Annotated in this window: 17 protein-coding genes; 7 read left to right on the top strand and 10 right to left on the bottom strand. The window is 61.8% G+C overall.

Annotated features, from left to right (window positions below; translation table 11 throughout):
* The first annotated feature begins 36 nt into the window (after positions 1–36).
* Both BLV11_RS00920 and BLV11_RS00915 read left to right on the top strand, forming a co-directional pair.
* Positions 37–1332 carry a pyridoxal phosphate-dependent aminotransferase gene (locus BLV11_RS00920; protein ID WP_091811067.1) on the top strand — a complete coding sequence of 432 codons (1296 nt, stop codon included), beginning with the start codon at positions 37–39 and terminating at the stop codon, positions 1330–1332.
* A gap of 83 nt (positions 1333–1415) precedes the next feature.
* The gene (locus BLV11_RS00915) at positions 1416–2222 is read left to right on the top strand and encodes an inositol monophosphatase family protein (protein ID WP_245725869.1); all 807 of its coding nucleotides are present in this window, start codon (positions 1416–1418) and stop codon (positions 2220–2222) included.
* Between the two features lie 25 nt (positions 2223–2247).
* Here BLV11_RS00915 and slmA read toward each other — a convergent pair whose 3' ends face one another.
* From slmA to BLV11_RS00870, 9 genes are read right to left on the bottom strand one after another with little or no spacing between them, the layout of a single operon-like run.
* Positions 2248–2850, bottom strand: coding sequence for a nucleoid occlusion factor SlmA (slmA, locus tag BLV11_RS00910; protein ID WP_091811065.1), 603 nt, complete (start codon positions 2848–2850; stop codon positions 2248–2250).
* A gap of 57 nt (positions 2851–2907) precedes the next feature.
* The gene (locus tag BLV11_RS00905) at positions 2908–3717 is read right to left on the bottom strand and encodes a thiazole synthase (protein WP_091811064.1); all 810 of its coding nucleotides are present in this window, start codon (positions 3715–3717) and stop codon (positions 2908–2910) included.
* Between the two features lie 53 nt (positions 3718–3770).
* Positions 3771–3971 (bottom strand): sulfur carrier protein ThiS, encoded by a 201-nt coding sequence (gene thiS / locus BLV11_RS00900; protein WP_091811063.1) that lies wholly within the window; start codon positions 3969–3971, stop codon positions 3771–3773.
* 20 nt (positions 3972–3991) lie between these two features.
* Positions 3992–4372, bottom strand: coding sequence for a DUF423 domain-containing protein (locus BLV11_RS00895; protein ID WP_091811353.1), 381 nt, complete (start codon positions 4370–4372; stop codon positions 3992–3994).
* Between the two features lie 19 nt (positions 4373–4391).
* Entirely contained in the window at positions 4392–5192 is an 801-nt protein-coding gene (locus BLV11_RS00890) for a symmetrical bis(5'-nucleosyl)-tetraphosphatase (RefSeq protein WP_091811062.1), read from the bottom strand.
* Positions 5185–6048, bottom strand: coding sequence for a 16S rRNA (adenine(1518)-N(6)/adenine(1519)-N(6))-dimethyltransferase RsmA (gene rsmA, locus BLV11_RS00885; RefSeq protein ID WP_091811061.1), 864 nt, complete (start codon positions 6046–6048; stop codon positions 5185–5187). Before rsmA ends, BLV11_RS00890 begins: the two co-directional genes overlap by 8 nt.
* The gene (gene pdxA, locus BLV11_RS00880) at positions 6045–7055 is read right to left on the bottom strand and encodes a 4-hydroxythreonine-4-phosphate dehydrogenase PdxA (RefSeq protein WP_091811060.1); all 1011 of its coding nucleotides are present in this window, start codon (positions 7053–7055) and stop codon (positions 6045–6047) included. Before pdxA ends, rsmA begins: the two co-directional genes overlap by 4 nt.
* Positions 7055–8368 (bottom strand): peptidylprolyl isomerase, encoded by a 1314-nt coding sequence (locus BLV11_RS00875; RefSeq protein ID WP_091811059.1) that lies wholly within the window; start codon positions 8366–8368, stop codon positions 7055–7057. Before BLV11_RS00875 ends, pdxA begins: the two co-directional genes overlap by 1 nt.
* 41 nt (positions 8369–8409) lie before the next feature.
* Positions 8410–10677 carry an LPS-assembly protein LptD gene (locus tag BLV11_RS00870; RefSeq protein ID WP_091811352.1) on the bottom strand — a complete coding sequence of 756 codons (2268 nt, stop codon included), beginning with the start codon at positions 10675–10677 and terminating at the stop codon, positions 8410–8412.
* 343 nt (positions 10678–11020) lie between these two features.
* Between BLV11_RS00870 and BLV11_RS00865 the strand changes: the two genes are divergently transcribed.
* The 3 genes from BLV11_RS00865 to BLV11_RS00855 are packed head-to-tail and all read left to right on the top strand — an operon-like array spanning position 11021 to position 13511.
* On the top strand, positions 11021–12043 hold the full coding sequence (locus BLV11_RS00865; RefSeq protein ID WP_091811058.1) for an aminoglycoside phosphotransferase family protein: 1023 nt from the start codon (positions 11021–11023) through the stop codon (positions 12041–12043).
* A complete protein-coding gene (gene murU, locus BLV11_RS00860) occupies positions 12040–12735 on the top strand; it encodes an N-acetylmuramate alpha-1-phosphate uridylyltransferase MurU (protein WP_091811057.1) in 696 nt (231 codons plus the stop codon). Before BLV11_RS00865 ends, murU begins: the two co-directional genes overlap by 4 nt.
* The gene (locus BLV11_RS00855; protein WP_342707411.1) at positions 12732–13511 is read left to right on the top strand and encodes a molecular chaperone DjlA; all 780 of its coding nucleotides are present in this window, start codon (positions 12732–12734) and stop codon (positions 13509–13511) included. The genes murU and BLV11_RS00855 overlap by 4 nt, the downstream gene beginning before the upstream one ends.
* On the opposite strand, the gene BLV11_RS00850 is transcribed toward BLV11_RS00855, so the two are convergent.
* On the bottom strand, positions 13505–14458 hold the full coding sequence (locus tag BLV11_RS00850) for a DUF3530 family protein (RefSeq protein ID WP_175528243.1): 954 nt from the start codon (positions 14456–14458) through the stop codon (positions 13505–13507). The genes BLV11_RS00855 and BLV11_RS00850 overlap by 7 nt on opposite strands.
* 168 nt (positions 14459–14626) lie before the next feature.
* Between BLV11_RS00850 and rpe the strand changes: the two genes are divergently transcribed.
* Both rpe and BLV11_RS00840 read left to right on the top strand, forming a co-directional pair.
* Entirely contained in the window at positions 14627–15298 is a 672-nt protein-coding gene (gene rpe / locus BLV11_RS00845) for a ribulose-phosphate 3-epimerase (protein WP_091811055.1), read from the top strand.
* A gap of 31 nt (positions 15299–15329) precedes the next feature.
* The gene (locus tag BLV11_RS00840) at positions 15330–16019 is read left to right on the top strand and encodes a phosphoglycolate phosphatase (protein ID WP_091811054.1); all 690 of its coding nucleotides are present in this window, start codon (positions 15330–15332) and stop codon (positions 16017–16019) included.
* Positions 16020–16173 lie beyond the last annotated feature (154 nt).

Below are 16173 nucleotides of genomic sequence, written 5' to 3'. Positions count from 1 at the left end.
TACTGCAGGTATACCCTCTTACTGCAGACTGGAATCATGGACATACAAACCGACCGCCACTACGCCATTAACCTGAACGTGCGGGGCATCCAGCCCTCGTCCACCCTGCGCATCAACGAGATCAGCAACCAGCTGCGTCAGGAAGGCCGGGACATCATTAAGCTGGGCCTTGGGCAGTCGCCTTTCCCGGTGCCGGCACGGGTGGTCGAAGCACTCCAGAAACACGCCCATGAAAAGGATTACCTGCCGGTGAAAGGCCTCAAGCCCCTGCGGGAATCCATTGCCGGCTACATTCAGCGCAACGAACGGTCCCGCTGCAGCTGGGAAGACGTGCTGATCGGTCCGGGCTCCAAGGAGCTGCTGTTCATTCTCCAGCTGGCCTACTACGGTGACCTGCTGATTCCCCGTCCCAGCTGGGTATCCTATGCCCCCCAGGCACGGATCATCGGTCGTTCGGTGCACTGGCTGCCGACCCACGCCGAGAACAACTGGCAACTTACCGCCGATGAGCTCGACATTGTCTGCCGCGACGACCCGTCACGACCACGGATCCTGATTCTCAACTATCCGAGTAACCCGACCGGCTGTACCTACGCCGACGACCAACTGCTGGCCATCGCCAATGTTGCCCGCAAGTACAAGCTGATTGTGCTGTCAGACGAGATCTATGGCGAGGTGCAGTTCGATGGCAAACACAAGTCCATCGCACGCTACTACCCGGAAGGCACCATTATAAGTACCGGCCTCAGCAAATGGGCAGGGGCCGGAGGTTGGCGCCTCGGCACGTTTATCTTCCCACCGGAACTGCGGCCACTGCAGGATGCCATGGCGATCATTGCCAGCGAGACGTACACCGCAACCAGCGCGCCAATCCAGTACGCCGCCATTGCGGCCTTTGACGGCGGAGCAGACATGGAGGCCTATCTGCACCAGTCACGCCGGGTTCTGAAAGTGGTCGGAGAATACCTGCACCGGCGCCTGACGGAGATGGGGGCCTATGCACAAAAGCCCGAGGGCGCCTTCTACCTGTTTCCGGACTTCTCCGGTTTCCGTGATGCCCTCGCCCGCCACGATCTGTTGACCAGTCAGGCCCTGTGTCAGGCCCTGCTGGAAGATACGGGCGTGGCCATCCTGCCTGCCAGCGATTTCGGCTTTGTCCCCGACCACCTGGCGGCCCGTATCGCCTTCGTCGACTTCGATGGCAGCGAGGCACTGAACCTGGCAAGTGGAGATTACGCCGATCGCGACCTTGATGACGGGTTCGTCAAACAGGCGTGCCCTCGGCTGGTGCTGGCCATGGACAAGATGGAAGGCTGGCTGGGCAAGCTGTAATTGCCCGGCCGGGCTTGCAGTCCCGGACCCGACGGTGGTTCCATAGGCACTCCAGGAACGAACCAGCCTTAAGGGGAACCACCGTGTCGCTGAACGAGATCACCGACTTTGCCGAACAACTCGCCCGCGATGCCGGTGAACTGATCCGCCGGGAACGTGAACACAACACCCTGCGCACCGATTACAAGAAGCAGACCGAACTGGTCACTCACGCCGATCTGATGGCCGATGAGTTCATTACCCGGGCCATTCAGCAGCGCTTCCCGGACCACCGGATCCTCTCGGAAGAGTCGATGCCGGACCTGGCGCAGGCCGAATCCCTCGATACGCCATTGTGGATCGTCGATCCCATCGACGGCACGGTGAACTACGCCTATGGACACCCCCAGGTCGCGGTGTCTATCGCCTATGCCGAACAGGGACGGGTACGGGCGGGGATTGTGCACGCTCCGTTTGCCAACGAAACCTTCCGCGCCATCGAAGGTGAGAATGCCACGCTCAACGGCAACGCCATCGCGCACAGCAACTGCAGCGTGCCCCGTGAAGCCCTGTTTGCTACCGGCTTTCCCTACACCAAGGATAACCTGGCCCCCCTGATCAACCGCCTCGACACCATGATCCATCACTGTCGGGACCTGCGGCGGATTGGCTCGGCGGCGCTGGATATCTGCTGGGTGGCCTGCGGCCGGCTGGACGTCTACTACGAGACCGTAAGCCCCTGGGACTTTGCCGCGGCACGGCTCATCGCCAGGGAAGCCGGGGCAACCGTGGGCCACTTCAGTGAAGTACCCGCCGGATACCCGGAGGATCTGTGGGGACAGGACATCCTGATCAGCGCACCCGCCCTGTTCGAGCCGGTGCGGGCGCTGTTGCAGCAGGCCAGTCAGTAAAGACCTGCCTTGGCGGCCAACGGCGTCAGCAGTTGGCGTTGACCCAAAGCCCCTCAGCCAGAAGCCCCCAGCTCTCCTCGAACTCAGCGGTCGGCGGGCGCTCGAAGGAAGAGCGGACAAATCGTTGCAAGCGACCTTCGAGGAACACCATCAGCCAGTCGGCTGTGCGGGCAGGCGAGGTCCGGGGTCTGAGGCCCTGGCGGATTTCGCCTTCCTTGATGACCTGACGCACCTGGGTCTCCAGGCGCTCGAAGAACTGGGAGGCGCGACGGCGCAAGGCCTCGTCTTCCCCCATCAGGGCATCACCCGTCAAAACACGGCACAGCCCCGGATTCCGCTCGGCGAAAGCCAGCACCAGGTGCGCCAGTAACCGTAACCGGTGACGGGCGTCATCCTGCTCCTGCAGCAGCGCCTGGCAACGGGAAAACACCGCGTCTTCGGCAAACTCGATCAGCGCCTCGAACATCTTGCGCTTGCTGGGGAAATGACGGTACAGCGCAGCCTCGGTAACCCCGACGCTGCGGGCAATGCTGGCGGTGGTGATACGAGCCCCGGGATCGGTTTCCAGCAGGCCGGCAAGCGCCTGCAGGATAACCTCCCGACGGCTGGGTTGTTGTTTTTCTGTCATGGCGATACTGCGTGTCCACGTATTAGGAAATCTTCGCCCGGACAAAGACTCCGAGCGTCAGAAGAAAGTGCCGTCCAGCGGAGATGAGGCACTGGCATAGAGTTTCTTGGGCATCCGCCCGGCCAACCAGGCTTCGCGGCCGGATTCAATGGCCAGGCGCATGGCGTTGGCCATACGGATCGGATCCTGGGCCTGGGCAATGGCGGTGTTCATCAGTACGCCGTCACACCCCAGTTCCATGGCAATGGTGGCGTCGGAGGCGGTACCCACACCGGCATCCACCAGCACCGGGACCTTGGCATTCTCGACAATCAGGCGGATGTTGTAGCGGTTCTGGATACCCAGACCGGAGCCAATCGGCGCCCCCAGGGGCATGATGGCGATACAGCCCATCTCTTCCAGGCGCTTGGCCAGCAGCGGATCGTCGGAACAGTACACCATGATCTTGAAACCGTCCTTGATCAGCTCCTCCGCCGCAACCAGAGTCTCGGTCATGTTCGGGTAGAGGGTCTTCTCCTCACCCAGCACTTCCAGCTTGACCAGGTCGTGACCATCGAGCAGTTCCCGCGCCAGCTTACAGGTGCGGACCGCATCCTTGGCGGTGTAACAGCCTGCGGTGTTGGGCAGGATGGTGTAGCGATCCGGTGAAATCACATCCAGCAGGTTGGGCTCATCCGGGTTCTGGCCCAGGTTGGTGCGACGCACGGCCACTGTCACGATTTCCGCGCCACTGGCTTCGATGGCACGTCCGGTTTCCTCCAGATCCTGATATTTTCCGGTTCCCACCAAGAGGCGGGAACGGTAGGTCCGGCCGGCAATTACCAGCGGTGTGTTTTCAGGCAGGGAGCGCGGAGCGTCTTGGGTCATTGGGCACCTTGTGGATCTGTGAATTTGGGCATGCGTGAAGGAAGCGGGGGCGTTCAGCCACCACCTATGGCGTGTACGACTTCAACGCAGTCGCCCGCTTTAAGTTGGTATTCATCATGTTGGCTGCGAGGCACAATGTCTTCGTTGACCTCCACTGCCAGACGCTTGCCAGTCAGCGACAGAGTCTCCAGCAGCGTTGCAATGGTAGCCTGGTCGGCGATCTCCAGCGGATCGCCATTGAGCTGAATATTCATGTCGACCTCAAGTCTCTCATTTATCGGCGTCGAATCCCGGCGATGACCACCAGTATCCACCCCACCATAAAGCACAGTCCACCCAGCGGAGTCACCGGCCCCAGCCAGTGCGCGCCTGTCAGTACCAGCAGGTACAGGCTGCCACTGAACATCACAATACCCGCGAGGAAGAAACCCGCTGCAGCCAAAAGCAAACGGTGCGAACAGCCAAAGCCCACGAGCATTGAGACCATAACCAGTGCCAGCGAATGGTAGACCTGATAGGTCACCGCGGTCTGGAATACCTCCAGCCCGCGGGCATCGACCAGATGCCGCAGGCCATGAGCCCCAAACGCACCGGCCATTACGGCCAGCAACGCCAGTACCGCGCCCGCAACCAGAGGGACACGTAGCAACGGCATCACCCCGGGTGATTGGCTGTCAGCAGTCACAGTGTATGCGCTCTCCGCTGTCGAGGTTCATGATGGTCAGCGCTCCTCCCCAGACACAACCGGTGTCCAGGCCGATGAAACGTTCACTGCCGGTTTTTCCTTCCAACGCGGCCCAATGACCGAACAGCACCGTGATTTCTTCCCGGCGGGGGAACTGGAACCAGGGCGAGTAGCCACCCGGCGCGGCCCCAACCGACTCTTTGGTATCCAGCTCCAGGGTGCCGTCCCCGGCAATAAAGCGCATGCGGGTAAAATAATTGGTGATCGAACGCCAGCGCAACATGCCGGTCAGGCGATCATCCCAGCAGGCCGGCTCATTCCCGTACATGTGGGTAAAGTATTCCTCGGCATCGCTGCCTTGAATCACCGCCTCAAGCTCCCGGGCCAGCGACGTTGCCTGATCCACACTCCAGATATGAGGCAAGCCGGCATGGGCCATGAATAAACGGCGGTCAGGATCGTGCACGCACAGGGACTGGCGACGCAGCCAGTCTATCAGGCGATGGTGATCGGGAGCATCGAGGATTTCCGCGAGCGTGTCCTTTTTTCTCGGCGGGTGGCCACCAAGCGCAACCGCCAACAGGTGCAGGTCGTGATTACCCAGCACCACCCGGGTGGCACTGCCGAGACTTTCCAGATAGCGCAGGGTTTCCAACGATGAGGGTCCACGATTGATCAGGTCACCGGCGACCCAGAGGCAGTCCCGCGATGGCGAGAACCCGACCTTGTCGAGCACCGCCCGCAAGCGATCGTAACAGCCCTGAATATCACCGATGGCAAAATCAGTCATCGTTCTGCCCGCTCGCGTTTGCCCCAGACCCTCCCTGCCCACTGGCGCTGGCCGACAGGCCGCCGGCAGCAACCACCGCATCAGCTATCGCCACATACTGGGCCAGAGTCAGATTTTCCGGGCGCAGGCCATCATCAATGCCCAGTGCCTGCAACTGCTCCACCGACACTACGCCAGCCAGGGCCTTGCGCAGGGTTTTGCGGCGGGCATTGAACGCGGTGCGCACCACGGCCTGCAACGTGCCCAGATCGCGGGCCGGATGGGGCAAAGTTTCATGAGGTACCAGTCGGACAATGGCCGAGTCCACCTTGGGTGCCGGCCGGAATGCCCCCGGTCCCACTTCAAACAATGGCTGAACTTTGCAGAAATACTGAGCCATGATTCCCAGGCGACCGTAATGATTGTCCCCAGACACGGCCCCCAGCCGCTGCACCACTTCCTTCTGCAGCATGAAGTGCATGTCTTTCACCACACCGGACTGGCTCAACAGGTGAAAGATCAGTGGCGTGGAAATGTTGTAAGGCAGGTTACCAACGATGCGCAGCGGTTTTTCCGCCGCCAGCTCACTGAAGTCGAACTTGAGGGCATCCGCTTCGTGAATACGAAAATTGGGGAAGTTGAAAAACTTGGTCCGCAGTACCGGAATCAGGTCCCGGTCCAGTTCCACCACCTGCAGGTTGGGATTGACCGCGAGAATCTCCTCGGTGAGCGCGCCCAGACCGGGGCCGATTTCCACCATCGCGTCATCCGGCCGGGGGTTGATGGCGCGAACGATACGCTCGATCACACCCGGATCGTGCAGAAAGTTCTGGCCAAAGCGCTTACGGGCCTTGTGTCCCGACGGTTTACGGCTCATTCATTCTCTCCCAAACGGTGGGCACGGTGACTGCGGGCCATGGCCGCCCCCACCCGGATTGCAGTGTGCAGGCTACCGGCATCGGCGCGGCCAGTGCCCGCCAGATCCAGGGCCGTACCGTGGTCCACCGACGTACGCACGATGGGTAAACCCAGGGTTATATTGACCGCCCGGCCGAAGCCCTGGAATTTCAGGACCGGCAGGCCCTGGTCATGATACATCGCCAGCGCGGCATCAGCCTGGTCGAGCCAGTGTGGCGTAAACAGGGTGTCCGCCGGCAGCGGCCCGGTCAGCTGCAGTCCTTCGCCACGCAACTGCTCCAGGGTGGGCTCAATAACGTCGATCTCTTCCCGCCCAAGATGCCCTCCCTCCCCCGCATGGGGATTGAGACCGGCCACCAGAATGCGCGGTTCAGCAATTCCAAAGAATGTCTTGAGGTCTGCGTTCAGTATTCGGGCGACCTGGCGCAGCCGCTGGGGAGTGATGGCCGCTGCGACGTCTTTCAGCGGCAAGTGCGTGGTAACCAATGCCACCCGCAACTCCTCGGTGGCCAACATCATCACCACCCGCTCCACGCCGCAAAGCTGCTGCAGGAATTCGGTGTGGCCACTGAAGGCGATGCCGGCTTCGTTAATCACACCCTTGTGCACCGGCGCCGTCACCATGCCATCAAAGATACCCTCAAGGCAGCCTCTGGCCGCAACGGTCAGGGTAGACAGCACATACTGGCTGTTCCCGGCGTCCAGCCGGCCTGGTTGATCACTGGCCAGCCCGTCCACCGCATAGACCGACAGCTGGCCTGCGGCGGTAACCGCAGGCTCACCCGGCATCCAGGGCACCAGCTCAACGACAAGCCCCAACAAACGGGCCCGGGCCGCCAGCAGTTCCGGGCTGGCCACCACAACGATGCCTTCCTCGCGGGGAGCCATCGCCAGCTGCAGACAGAGCTCCGGCCCAATCCCCGCAGGCTCACCCGCAGTCAGGGCCAGGGTCACCGTTGTTGCCATCAGCGGTCGTTACCTTGTTCGGTTTTTAACTCCACAAAGGCTTCATCGCGAATTTCCCGCAGCCAGGCCTGGAGTTCAACGTCAAACTTACGCATGTAGATTGCCTGACGAGCCTGATTGGCCTGAATTTCGTCGCTGATGTCTTTCTGACGACGCTCGTCCACCAGCAGGATATGCCAGCCGAACTGGCTGCGGAACGGTTGTGACAGTTCGCCCACCCGGGCCTCCAGCATGGCCTGCTCGAACTCGGGCACCATCTGGCCACGGCTGACCCAGCCGAGATCACCACCGGCTGAACCGGATACCGGATCGTCCGAGAGTTCCCGGGCCAGTTCACCGAAGTCGGCTCCGTTCTGAATCTGCTGATGAACCTCACGAATGCGACGTTCGGCATCAGCGTTTGAGATCGTGGCCGAAGGCTTGATCAGGATATGACGAACTTTATGCTGCTCAATGAGCTGTTCGCCGCCGCCACGCTTTTCCAGCACGGTAATGAGGTGGAAACCGCTGCCGCTGCGAAGCACCTCGGAGGGCGCCTGCAAAGGCAGGCTGGGGACAATATCCGCCACCAGCGAGGGCAGCTGATTTTCCGGACGCCAGCCCATGACGCCGCCTTCCAGGGCGTTACTGGCATCGGACTCCGCCACCGCAACGGCTCTGAAATCCTTGCCGCCGCGGATCTCCGCCAGCAGACGCTCGGCCTTGGCCTGGGCACGGGCCACTTCGTCCTGATCATTAAAGTTATCCACCGCAACCAGAATATGGGCCAGCTGGTATTCGGCCCCGGTGCCACCACGGCTGGCTTCCGCAGCCAGATAGGTTTCCACTTCCCGGTCGGTCACCCGGACACGGTTGCCGACGCTGCGTTGCTGGACCCGCCCCAGCAGCATTTCCTGGCGAATCTGTTCCCGTGCCTCGGCATAGGTCAGACCTTCCGCGGTCAGCTGCTGCTCAAACTGGGCCATGGTCAGGTTATTGCTTGAGGCAATGGAGCGAATGGTTTCATTGAGCTCGTTGTCACTGACCCGCATTCCCATGCGCTCCGCCAGCTGCAGCTGGATGGTGTCAGTGATCATCTGGTCCAGCACCCGCTGCTCCAGCACCGCCCTGGGTGGCAGTGCTGTGCCCTGGGCCATCAGGCGGGACGTGATCGTACGGATCCGCGCCTCAAGCTCGGTCTGCAGGATCACCCCGTCGTCAACAATGGCGATGACCCGCTCGAGAGGCTGACGCGCGGCCTGGGCCGACAAAGCCAGCAGCATCACCATCATCACCATTACTGTCTGTACGCAATTGCGCATGTTGACCTTCATAGGTACCTCTAGTCGGTTGTCCGGCAATGGCAGAGACGCCATTACCGGTATTGGGTTCCAAACCGGCGCCGCTCACGCTCATCGAAACCGTAGATAGCATCGGAAATCGCGCTCGAGGAATCGCCGCCGCCACCGAGCCCCTTGAGCTGGATCTGGAACAGCACCCGGCTTTCAAGCTCCTCGTCGTCGGTCAGATAATTCTGGTGAACCACTTGCAGGCTCCAGCAGCAGCTGTTGTATTCCAGTCCGGCCAGCGAGCCTACGGTACGGTCCAACTGGGCATCGTGTACCCAGCGCCCGATCAGACTGATCTGGTCGGTCACCGGTATCACAGCGCCGATGTCCGATTGTTCGATGGCGTCGCGGCTGTAGGTGTAACCGAGGCTGGCCAGGTAGCGATAATCCGCGGTATGGAACAGCAACTGGCTGCGGCTTTCCTCGGTGGCGTTGTCACGGGGGTCCCACAGCAGCGAGCTGCGCAGGTCCAGGGTATCCAATGGCCGCAACACGGCCTCTCCGGCCAGGGATGATTCACTGCGGGTACCCGCACCCAGGCCATTGAGGGTGACGTCGCGGTCGTCAAAATAATACACCTGCCCCAAGCTGAAACGCGCCCGCTCGGTGCCGTTGTTGAGATCGTTGAAGCGGCTGGTCAGGGCCAGCGTCATCCGGTTGGCATCGCCGACCCGGTCACCACCGCTGAAACGGTTGCGACGGAACAGTTCATCAAAACTGAACGAGCGCAGAGCGCTGTCAAAATCAGGTAACGCATCCTGGTCGCTGTCGGCATCCGCCCAGGCATAATAAAGGCGTGGTTCCAGAGTCTGGTTGTAAGGCACATCGAACAACGCCGTACGGCGATCGAAATACAGTCCGGAATCCCACTCCAGCACCGGTACGGTGCGGTCTGGATTGGCGCGGCCATTAACCTCGTAGTCTTCCAGCTGGTAACGGGTGTAGTCCAGGGTAAGCGAGGGCTCGGCATAGCCCCACAGCCGCCGCATTGGCAACGCCAGTTGCGGCAGCAGGCGCAAGCGCTGGGCGTTGGCCCTGTCGACCCCGGTCAGCAGTTCATTATCCCGGTAAAAGTAGCTGTATTCGCTGTCCAGCGAGGTTTCCAGCCAACCCAGCTCGGTACGGCCGCCGTAGATAATTTCAGGCAACTGGGCATAGGGCTTGTTTGCTTCGGTAATGTAGTCAGCAATGGTCTGGTAACCGCTGGCGTAGGCCTCGAAGTACTGGTTGGCGCTGACATAACGAACACCCCCACGGCGTAGCAGGTGGGTGGTATTGGCAATATCCAGAGTGCGATTGAGGTCACCGAGGTAGTCGTTATCAGACACCACCGAATAATCGCCGTAGCCAGTCCAGCCGGTACCGAAGGTCGCCCGGGTGGCGAAATCCAGCGCCCAGCGCTCACCGTCTTCCCCGGGATTCTCGTCCTTGAAGTCACCGTCGTTGCCGATGTACCCCAGCTGCAGCACCGACTCGCCAAACCGGCTCAGATAACGGCCCTCGACCTCGGTAAACAGTCCGCGGCCGTGAATGTACTGGGGCGTGAGCGTGGCATCGTAGTGCGGTGCAAGGTTGAGATAATAAGGTATCGACAGGTACAGGCCGCTGCCGGTGTTGGAGGTGCCAAAGGAAGGGTAAAGGAAGCCCGACTTGCGGCGATCGTCAATCGGGAAGCTGGCATAGGGCCAGTAGAACACCGGGGTATCCAGCACCTCCAGGCGCACATGCCGGGCAGTCCCGAAACCTTCGGCCCGATCCAGTTCGATGTCCGACGCCACAATGGCCCAATCGTTGCGCCCGGGGGCGCAGGTGGTCAACACCCCCTGTTCAATCCGTACCTGATCCTCGGCCACCCGTGACAGGGTCTGGGCGGTACCGCGCATTTCGGCTTCATGCAGCAGGAACGTCGCCGTATTGAGGCGAAACTGGCCGCTGGCGGTGTCGTATTGCGCTTCATCCCCTGTGAGCAGAAAACCGTCACCGCGGCTAACCAGTCCACCGGACAGTGCTACAGCGCCGCTGGTCTGGTCGTAATGGGCCTGGTCACCGGTCATCACGAAATTCCCCTGCTGCAGCCGGACTTCACCTTCCAGATACAGGGCTCGGTCAATCTCGTACCGGGCCGACAGGCCGCTGGCGTATATCGGCAGGGCACTGGCCGCCTCGCCACTGGCTGAACCCAGCAGCGGAACGCTGCCCTGGCCTGCCACCGAGGGCAGATACCCCCCCTCACAGAACAGTGGCAGGCCGGCGACTACCTCTTGGGGCAGTTCCGCCCGGGGCCGCCAGTCCATTTGTGCCGCCGTCAGGGAAGGCTCGGCCAGCGCCGGCGAAGCCGTCAGTAATGCCAGCAAGGCTGACCCCAGAACGGTCGCTACCCCGGACTTCACGTCGTTCCCCGGCGCAGGGCGAAAGCGTCGAAACTGGCTGGGTGGAACTGACACGTCAACAGCGATCCTGTGCTGGGTGAATGGCAACCGGGGGCCTACGGCAGGCTCCCCCTTGGGTAGCCGCCTAGTTTACACGCACCATACCACCTTGTTAACGGAAACCGTTTTACCGCCACCACTGCCTTCTGCTAACTTTTCTGCTTTGCAGCCTTAATCCGATCAATCACCCTAACCAGAACCTGCATCCATGGACATCCGACTTTCTCAGCTGACAGATTGGGTCCGGCAATTTCCCGGCCTGGCACAGGCCTCACCACGGCCGGTTTCCGGCGACGCCAGTTTTCGCCGTTATTTCCGCGTCACCAACCACGACACCACGTTCATCGTGATGGATGCGCCACCAGAGCACGAAGACTGCCACCCGTTTGTCGCCATTGCCAGACACTGGCACAGCCATGGTGTTGCGGTTCCTGCGGTGGTGGAACAGGATCTGGCCCAGGGTTTCCTGTTGCTGGAAGATTTCGGCGACCGGTTACTGCTCGGCCAGCTCGATGCGACTAACGCGGATCGCTGCTACCGGGGAGCCATGGCCGAATTGCTGTCCATTCAGCAGCTGCCGGCGGACCCTGCGTTCCCGCTGCCGCCCTACGACAACGCCCTGCTGAACCGGGAGATGGCCCTGTTCCCGGACTGGCTCCTGACCCGGCAACTGGGGCTGGAACTGAGCAACGGTGAGCGCTGCCTGCTGGACACCAGCTTTACCTTCCTGCGCGAAAGCGCCCTCGCCCAGCCGGAAGTGACTGTTCACCGCGATTACCATTCCCGCAACCTGCTGGTTCGCCCCGATACCGACCGGCCCGGTGTGATCGATTTTCAGGACGCCGTCCGCGGCCCCATCACTTACGACCTGGTGTCACTGCTGAAGGACTGCTACGTACGCTGGCCCGAGTCCGATGTAGAACGCTGGCTTGAGCACTACCGTCAGCTGAGTCTGGACGCTGGCCTTCATCACGCCGACGCAGCCACCTTCCGCCAATGGTTCGAACTGATGGGCATGCAGCGGCACCTCAAGGCCGCTGGCATTTTCGCCCGGCTTGCCATCCGGGACGGCAAAACCGGCTACCTTGGCGACATCCCCCGTACGGTGCAGTACCTGGTGGATGCCAGTGCCCGTCAGGGCGCGCTGCGCCATTTCCACGAGTGGCTGCTGGAGACCGTGATGCCCGCCATTGAGACACAGCTTCAAGGCACGGAGCCCGCCAGCCTGTGAAAGCGATGATCCTCGCCGCCGGCAAGGGCGAACGTATGCGTCCACTCACCCTGACCGTCCCCAAGCCCCTGCTGCAGGCTGGCGGCCAACCACTGATTGGCTACCACCTGCAACGCTTACACGACGCCGGGTTCCGGGACATCGTGATCAACCATGCCTGGCTCGGCGACAAGATCGAGCAATCCTTGGGCGACGGCAGTGCCTATCAGGTCCAGATCCACTACTCCCGCGAGCAGGAGCCACTGGAAACCGCCGGGGGTATCCGCCAGGCCCTGCCTCTGCTCACTGACGCTGGCGACGACTGGTTTGTCGTCATCAATGGTGATATCTGGTGCGACTTTGACCTGAGGCAACTGGTAGCGCCAAGCAGCCCGGATATCCGCGCCGTCCTGGTTCTCACCGACAACCCGGAACACAACCCCGAGGGCGATTTCCAGCTTGGGGACAACAACCTCGTCCACAGTGATGGCCCCGCCAAACTGACCTTCGCCGGCATCAGCCTGCTCCACCGCTCGCTGTTCGACAGCCTCGAGCCCGGCTTTCATCCGCTGGCGCCTTTGCTGCGTCAAGCTATGGCCCGCGATCAGGTTGCCGGCCTTCACCATCACGGACAGTGGCTCGACATCGGCACCCCGGAGCGGCTCGCGGCTCTTGATCGCCAGCTTCGCCAGCACCGGACACGGTCATCATGATGCGCGAGCGCTTTGAACTGCCGCTGCCCCCGCGCCTGGAATCCGCCGTGGGCGAATTACTGGACAACCTCAGCGCATGCGACCACCAGGCCAGCAAGCTGCTTGCCCGAACGGGTTTGCCACGCTGGTGCCGGGCCAGCCTGTTTTTCTTCCTCGGCTATATCGCAAAAGCGGAGGGCCGGGTCACCGAAGCCGACATTGCCTTCACCGAATCCCTGATCAAGTCGCTGAAACTGTCGCCACGACAGCGACAGCGGGCCATCCATCAGTTTCAGAAAGGCAAGCAGGCCCAAACCCTGCCCGCCATGAAAGCGATCCGGCTGCGGCTCAGTCAACACTGGTCGCCAACCCAGGCCCTCAAAGTCGCAGCCTGCCTGTGTCATGCTGCGCAGCTGCACGGCAAGCCGGGCAAACCCCGCCGCCACCGTTGCGAAGATGCGGTGGACTACCTGGGGCTGGATATCCGCGTGGTGGAAGATATGCTCGACAGCTACGCCTGCAAAGCGTGGCCCTACCAGCCGGAAAACCTGCCCCAGCCCACCAACTACGAAGAAGCCTGCAAAGTGCTCGGGATTACCCGGCGGGATTCACTAAAATCCATCAAACAGACCTATCGCAAGCGGGTCTCCAGCTGCCATCCCGACAAGCTGCCACGGGGCATCAGCGCCACGGATCTGGCCAAGGCCAAGGAACGACTGCTGCGCTACCAGCAGTCCTGGGACATTGTGCGTAAACGCCATCAGGCAAGTCAGGCCGCGCCAGGCAGGGATCAATAAGGGCTGGCGCCATCGCCGGCCAGCACCAGCCAGGCCAGAATGCGGTTCACCACCATCGGTGCATCTCGTCCGGACACCGGATCACTCAGCAGCAACCGCTGCTGCCGGTACCCGGTCATGCCCTTGCGGGCAAACACCGCGGCTCTGGCCCCGGTCGCCTCCGGCCCCGTCAGCGTATTGGCCAGATCGAGAATCGACCAGGCTTCCAGCCCTTCCAGCCCACTTTGCCAGGCCTCACCGTCGGCACCCGCGAAGCGCGGCGTCACCCACACCAGCGCCCTCGGACCGCTGGTTCCGCCCATCGCCGCCTGCATCACCGGTAGCGCCGCCTGACCAACGCCAACCAACACAATCCGCTGGTAACCCCGGCCACTCAGCTCGGCGGTCGCCGCTGCCAGCAATGCCTGCACCCGTTCGCGATAGCCCTGCAGAGGCTCGACAGCATCCGGTGCAACCGCCACGTCGATCATCACCGACTCATCGGCGGCCGGCTCGGGCCGCTCTGCGCCTATGGCGTCTCCGGTCGGCGCCATGGGCCGTGACGGCAACGCCAACACCATCGCCGCCCAACCATGATCAGCCAGCAACGACCGCATGGCACCATGGAGTCCGCTGGCCGCCGACTGACCCTCGTCGCCGACAATCAGCATCGCTCCGCTGGCAACCGCATCCCGTTCCAGTGCCAACAGGGCCAGCTCACTATCACCTTCGCCAAGTTCCAGCCAGACCGCCTGCTGCGGATAGCGGCGGGCCAGGTCCCGCTGCCCCAGCCCACTGGAGATGGTCAGGCGGGTCGATGTCGATGGCGGCTCTGCCTGCCCCGGGGCGTCGTTGTCAGCCCCCGGCTCTGCGGCCTCCTGGGCAGCCGCCCAGGGTCCGGCCAGCAGGAGCAGCACAAGCAGCCCGCAGGCCAACGCCCTGATACCGTGATTCAACCTGTCTGTCATTCCTGCTGCCATTAGCCTTATTGCTCCCACCAATCTTGTCCCGGAACTGCAAATGCCGGGCGACAACCTGTTAGACTAGCACCTTCGCAGAGGGCCCTTCGATTCAATCCGGCCCGGTACATCATCAATTGCCTGCGCACGCACTGGCCAGAACCCAAGAGAGCCGCCATGAATCCGTTCCAGATCGCCCCTTCCATCCTGTCTGCCGATTTTGCCCGACTGGGGGAAGAAGTCGACAACGTCCTCGCCGCCGGCGCCGACATCGTTCACTTCGACGTGATGGACAACCACTATGTACCCAATCTCACCATCGGCCCGATGGTGTGCGAGGCCCTGCGCAAACACGGCGTGACCGCACCCATCGACGCCCACCTGATGGTCAGCCCGGTGGACGACCTGATCCGCATGTTCATTGATGCCGGTGCCACCTACATTACTTTCCACCCGGAAGCCTCCCAGCACATCGACCGCTCCCTGCAGCTGATCCGGGACGGTGGCTGCAAGGCCGGACTGGTGTTCAACCCTGCCACGCCGCTGCATTACCTGGATCACGTCATGGACCGGCTCGACATGATCCTGCTGATGTCGGTCAACCCCGGTTTCGGCGGCCAGAGCTTCATCCCGGGCACCCTCGACAAGCTCCGGGAAACCCGCAAGCGTATTGATGCCAGTGGTCACAACATTCGCCTCGAAATTGACGGCGGCGTGAAGGTAGACAACATCCGCGAAATCGCCGAAGCCGGCGCCGACACCTTTGTGGCCGGCTCCGCCATTTTCAACACCGACGACTACAAGGCCACCATCGACCAGATGCGCGCCGAACTGGCCAAGGCGCGCTGAACCCGCGCCTGCCATCTGACGAGGATTCGCCATGAAACTGACCGATCTGTTCAACGGCCAATGGCCGGACACCATCCTGTTTGACCTGGATGGCACTCTGGTGGACAGTGCCCCCGATCTCGCCGCAGCTACCGACGCCATGCTGGTCGCTATGGGCAAGGTTGCCCCCGGCGAGCAGAAGGTACGGGAATGGGTCGGCAATGGGGCCTCAGTGCTGGTTCGCCGGGCCCTGGCCGGACGCCATGATTATCAGGCTGACGACCATCATGACGAATCCACCGTCGAACGCGCGCTGGACCTGTTTTTCGATGCCTACCACGAAGTCAACGGCCACCATGCCACCGTGTTCGAGGGCATCGAAACCTTCCTGCAATTCGCCTCGAACCAAGGCTGCAAGCTCGGCGTGGTCACCAACAAACCGATGGCCTTTACCGATGATCTGCTGGAGCGCATGGGTCTGGCACACTGGTTTGACGTTACCGTCAGCGGCGACACCCTCGCGGTCAAGAAACCGAACCCCGAGCCTCTGCACCATGCCCTCGAAAGCCTCGGTGGCGCACTGGAAAAAACCCTGATGGTCGGCGACTCCATCACCGACATCAGCGCGGCAAAAAATGCCGGTGTGCCGGTGGTCGCCGTTCGCTATGGTTACAACTACGGTGGGCCGGTTGATGAACTGGGCGCTGAGATTGTGGTTGATTCGCTGACAGAGCTTTTGTAATCTCGTCGGCATCCTATTTATCTGCTTTTCAGGGAGAAACCTGCAGTGCAGGGACTGAATTTGACAACTCCGCGCGACGTCCTGACCTCTCGCGCAACACGATGGTGGCGATGGCGTACCGGCTGACCACTCAGCCCGGCAGTGCCTGAACCGG

The organism is Marinobacter mobilis (assembly GCF_900106945.1).
GTDB lineage: Bacteria > Pseudomonadota > Gammaproteobacteria > Pseudomonadales > Oleiphilaceae > Marinobacter > Marinobacter mobilis.
Note: the sequence above shows the minus strand (reverse complement) of the source record. Positions and strands in the feature narration are given on the sequence as shown.

Excerpts from the sequence above, each read along its gene's own strand:
- BLV11_RS00890 (WP_091811062.1), bottom strand. The coding sequence starts at position 5,192 with ATGACTGATTTTGCCATCGGTGATATTCAGGGCTGTTACGATCGCTTG.
- BLV11_RS00865 (WP_091811058.1), top strand. The coding sequence starts at position 11,021 with ATGGACATCCGACTTTCTCAGCTGACAGATTGGGTCCGGCAATTTCCC.
- BLV11_RS00870 (WP_091811352.1), bottom strand. The coding sequence starts at position 10,677 with ATGGACTGGCGGCCCCGGGCGGAACTGCCCCAAGAGGTAGTCGCCGGC.
- BLV11_RS00920 (WP_091811067.1), top strand. The coding sequence starts at position 37 with ATGGACATACAAACCGACCGCCACTACGCCATTAACCTGAACGTGCGG.
- thiS (WP_091811063.1), bottom strand. The coding sequence starts at position 3,971 with ATGAATATTCAGCTCAATGGCGATCCGCTGGAGATCGCCGACCAGGCT.
- rpe (WP_091811055.1), top strand. The coding sequence starts at position 14,627 with ATGAATCCGTTCCAGATCGCCCCTTCCATCCTGTCTGCCGATTTTGCC.
- rsmA (WP_091811061.1), bottom strand. The coding sequence starts at position 6,048 with ATGAGCCGTAAACCGTCGGGACACAAGGCCCGTAAGCGCTTTGGCCAG.
- BLV11_RS00850 (WP_175528243.1), bottom strand. The coding sequence starts at position 14,458 with ATGACAGACAGGTTGAATCACGGTATCAGGGCGTTGGCCTGCGGGCTG.
- BLV11_RS00895 (WP_091811353.1), bottom strand. The coding sequence starts at position 4,372 with ATGCCGTTGCTACGTGTCCCTCTGGTTGCGGGCGCGGTACTGGCGTTG.
- BLV11_RS00875 (WP_091811059.1), bottom strand. The coding sequence starts at position 8,368 with ATGAAGGTCAACATGCGCAATTGCGTACAGACAGTAATGGTGATGATG.
- BLV11_RS00855 (WP_342707411.1), top strand. The coding sequence starts at position 12,732 with ATGATGCGCGAGCGCTTTGAACTGCCGCTGCCCCCGCGCCTGGAATCC.
- pdxA (WP_091811060.1), bottom strand. The coding sequence starts at position 7,055 with ATGGCAACAACGGTGACCCTGGCCCTGACTGCGGGTGAGCCTGCGGGG.
- BLV11_RS00905 (WP_091811064.1), bottom strand. The coding sequence starts at position 3,717 with ATGACCCAAGACGCTCCGCGCTCCCTGCCTGAAAACACACCGCTGGTA.
- slmA (WP_091811065.1), bottom strand. The coding sequence starts at position 2,850 with ATGACAGAAAAACAACAACCCAGCCGTCGGGAGGTTATCCTGCAGGCG.
- BLV11_RS00840 (WP_091811054.1), top strand. The coding sequence starts at position 15,330 with ATGAAACTGACCGATCTGTTCAACGGCCAATGGCCGGACACCATCCTG.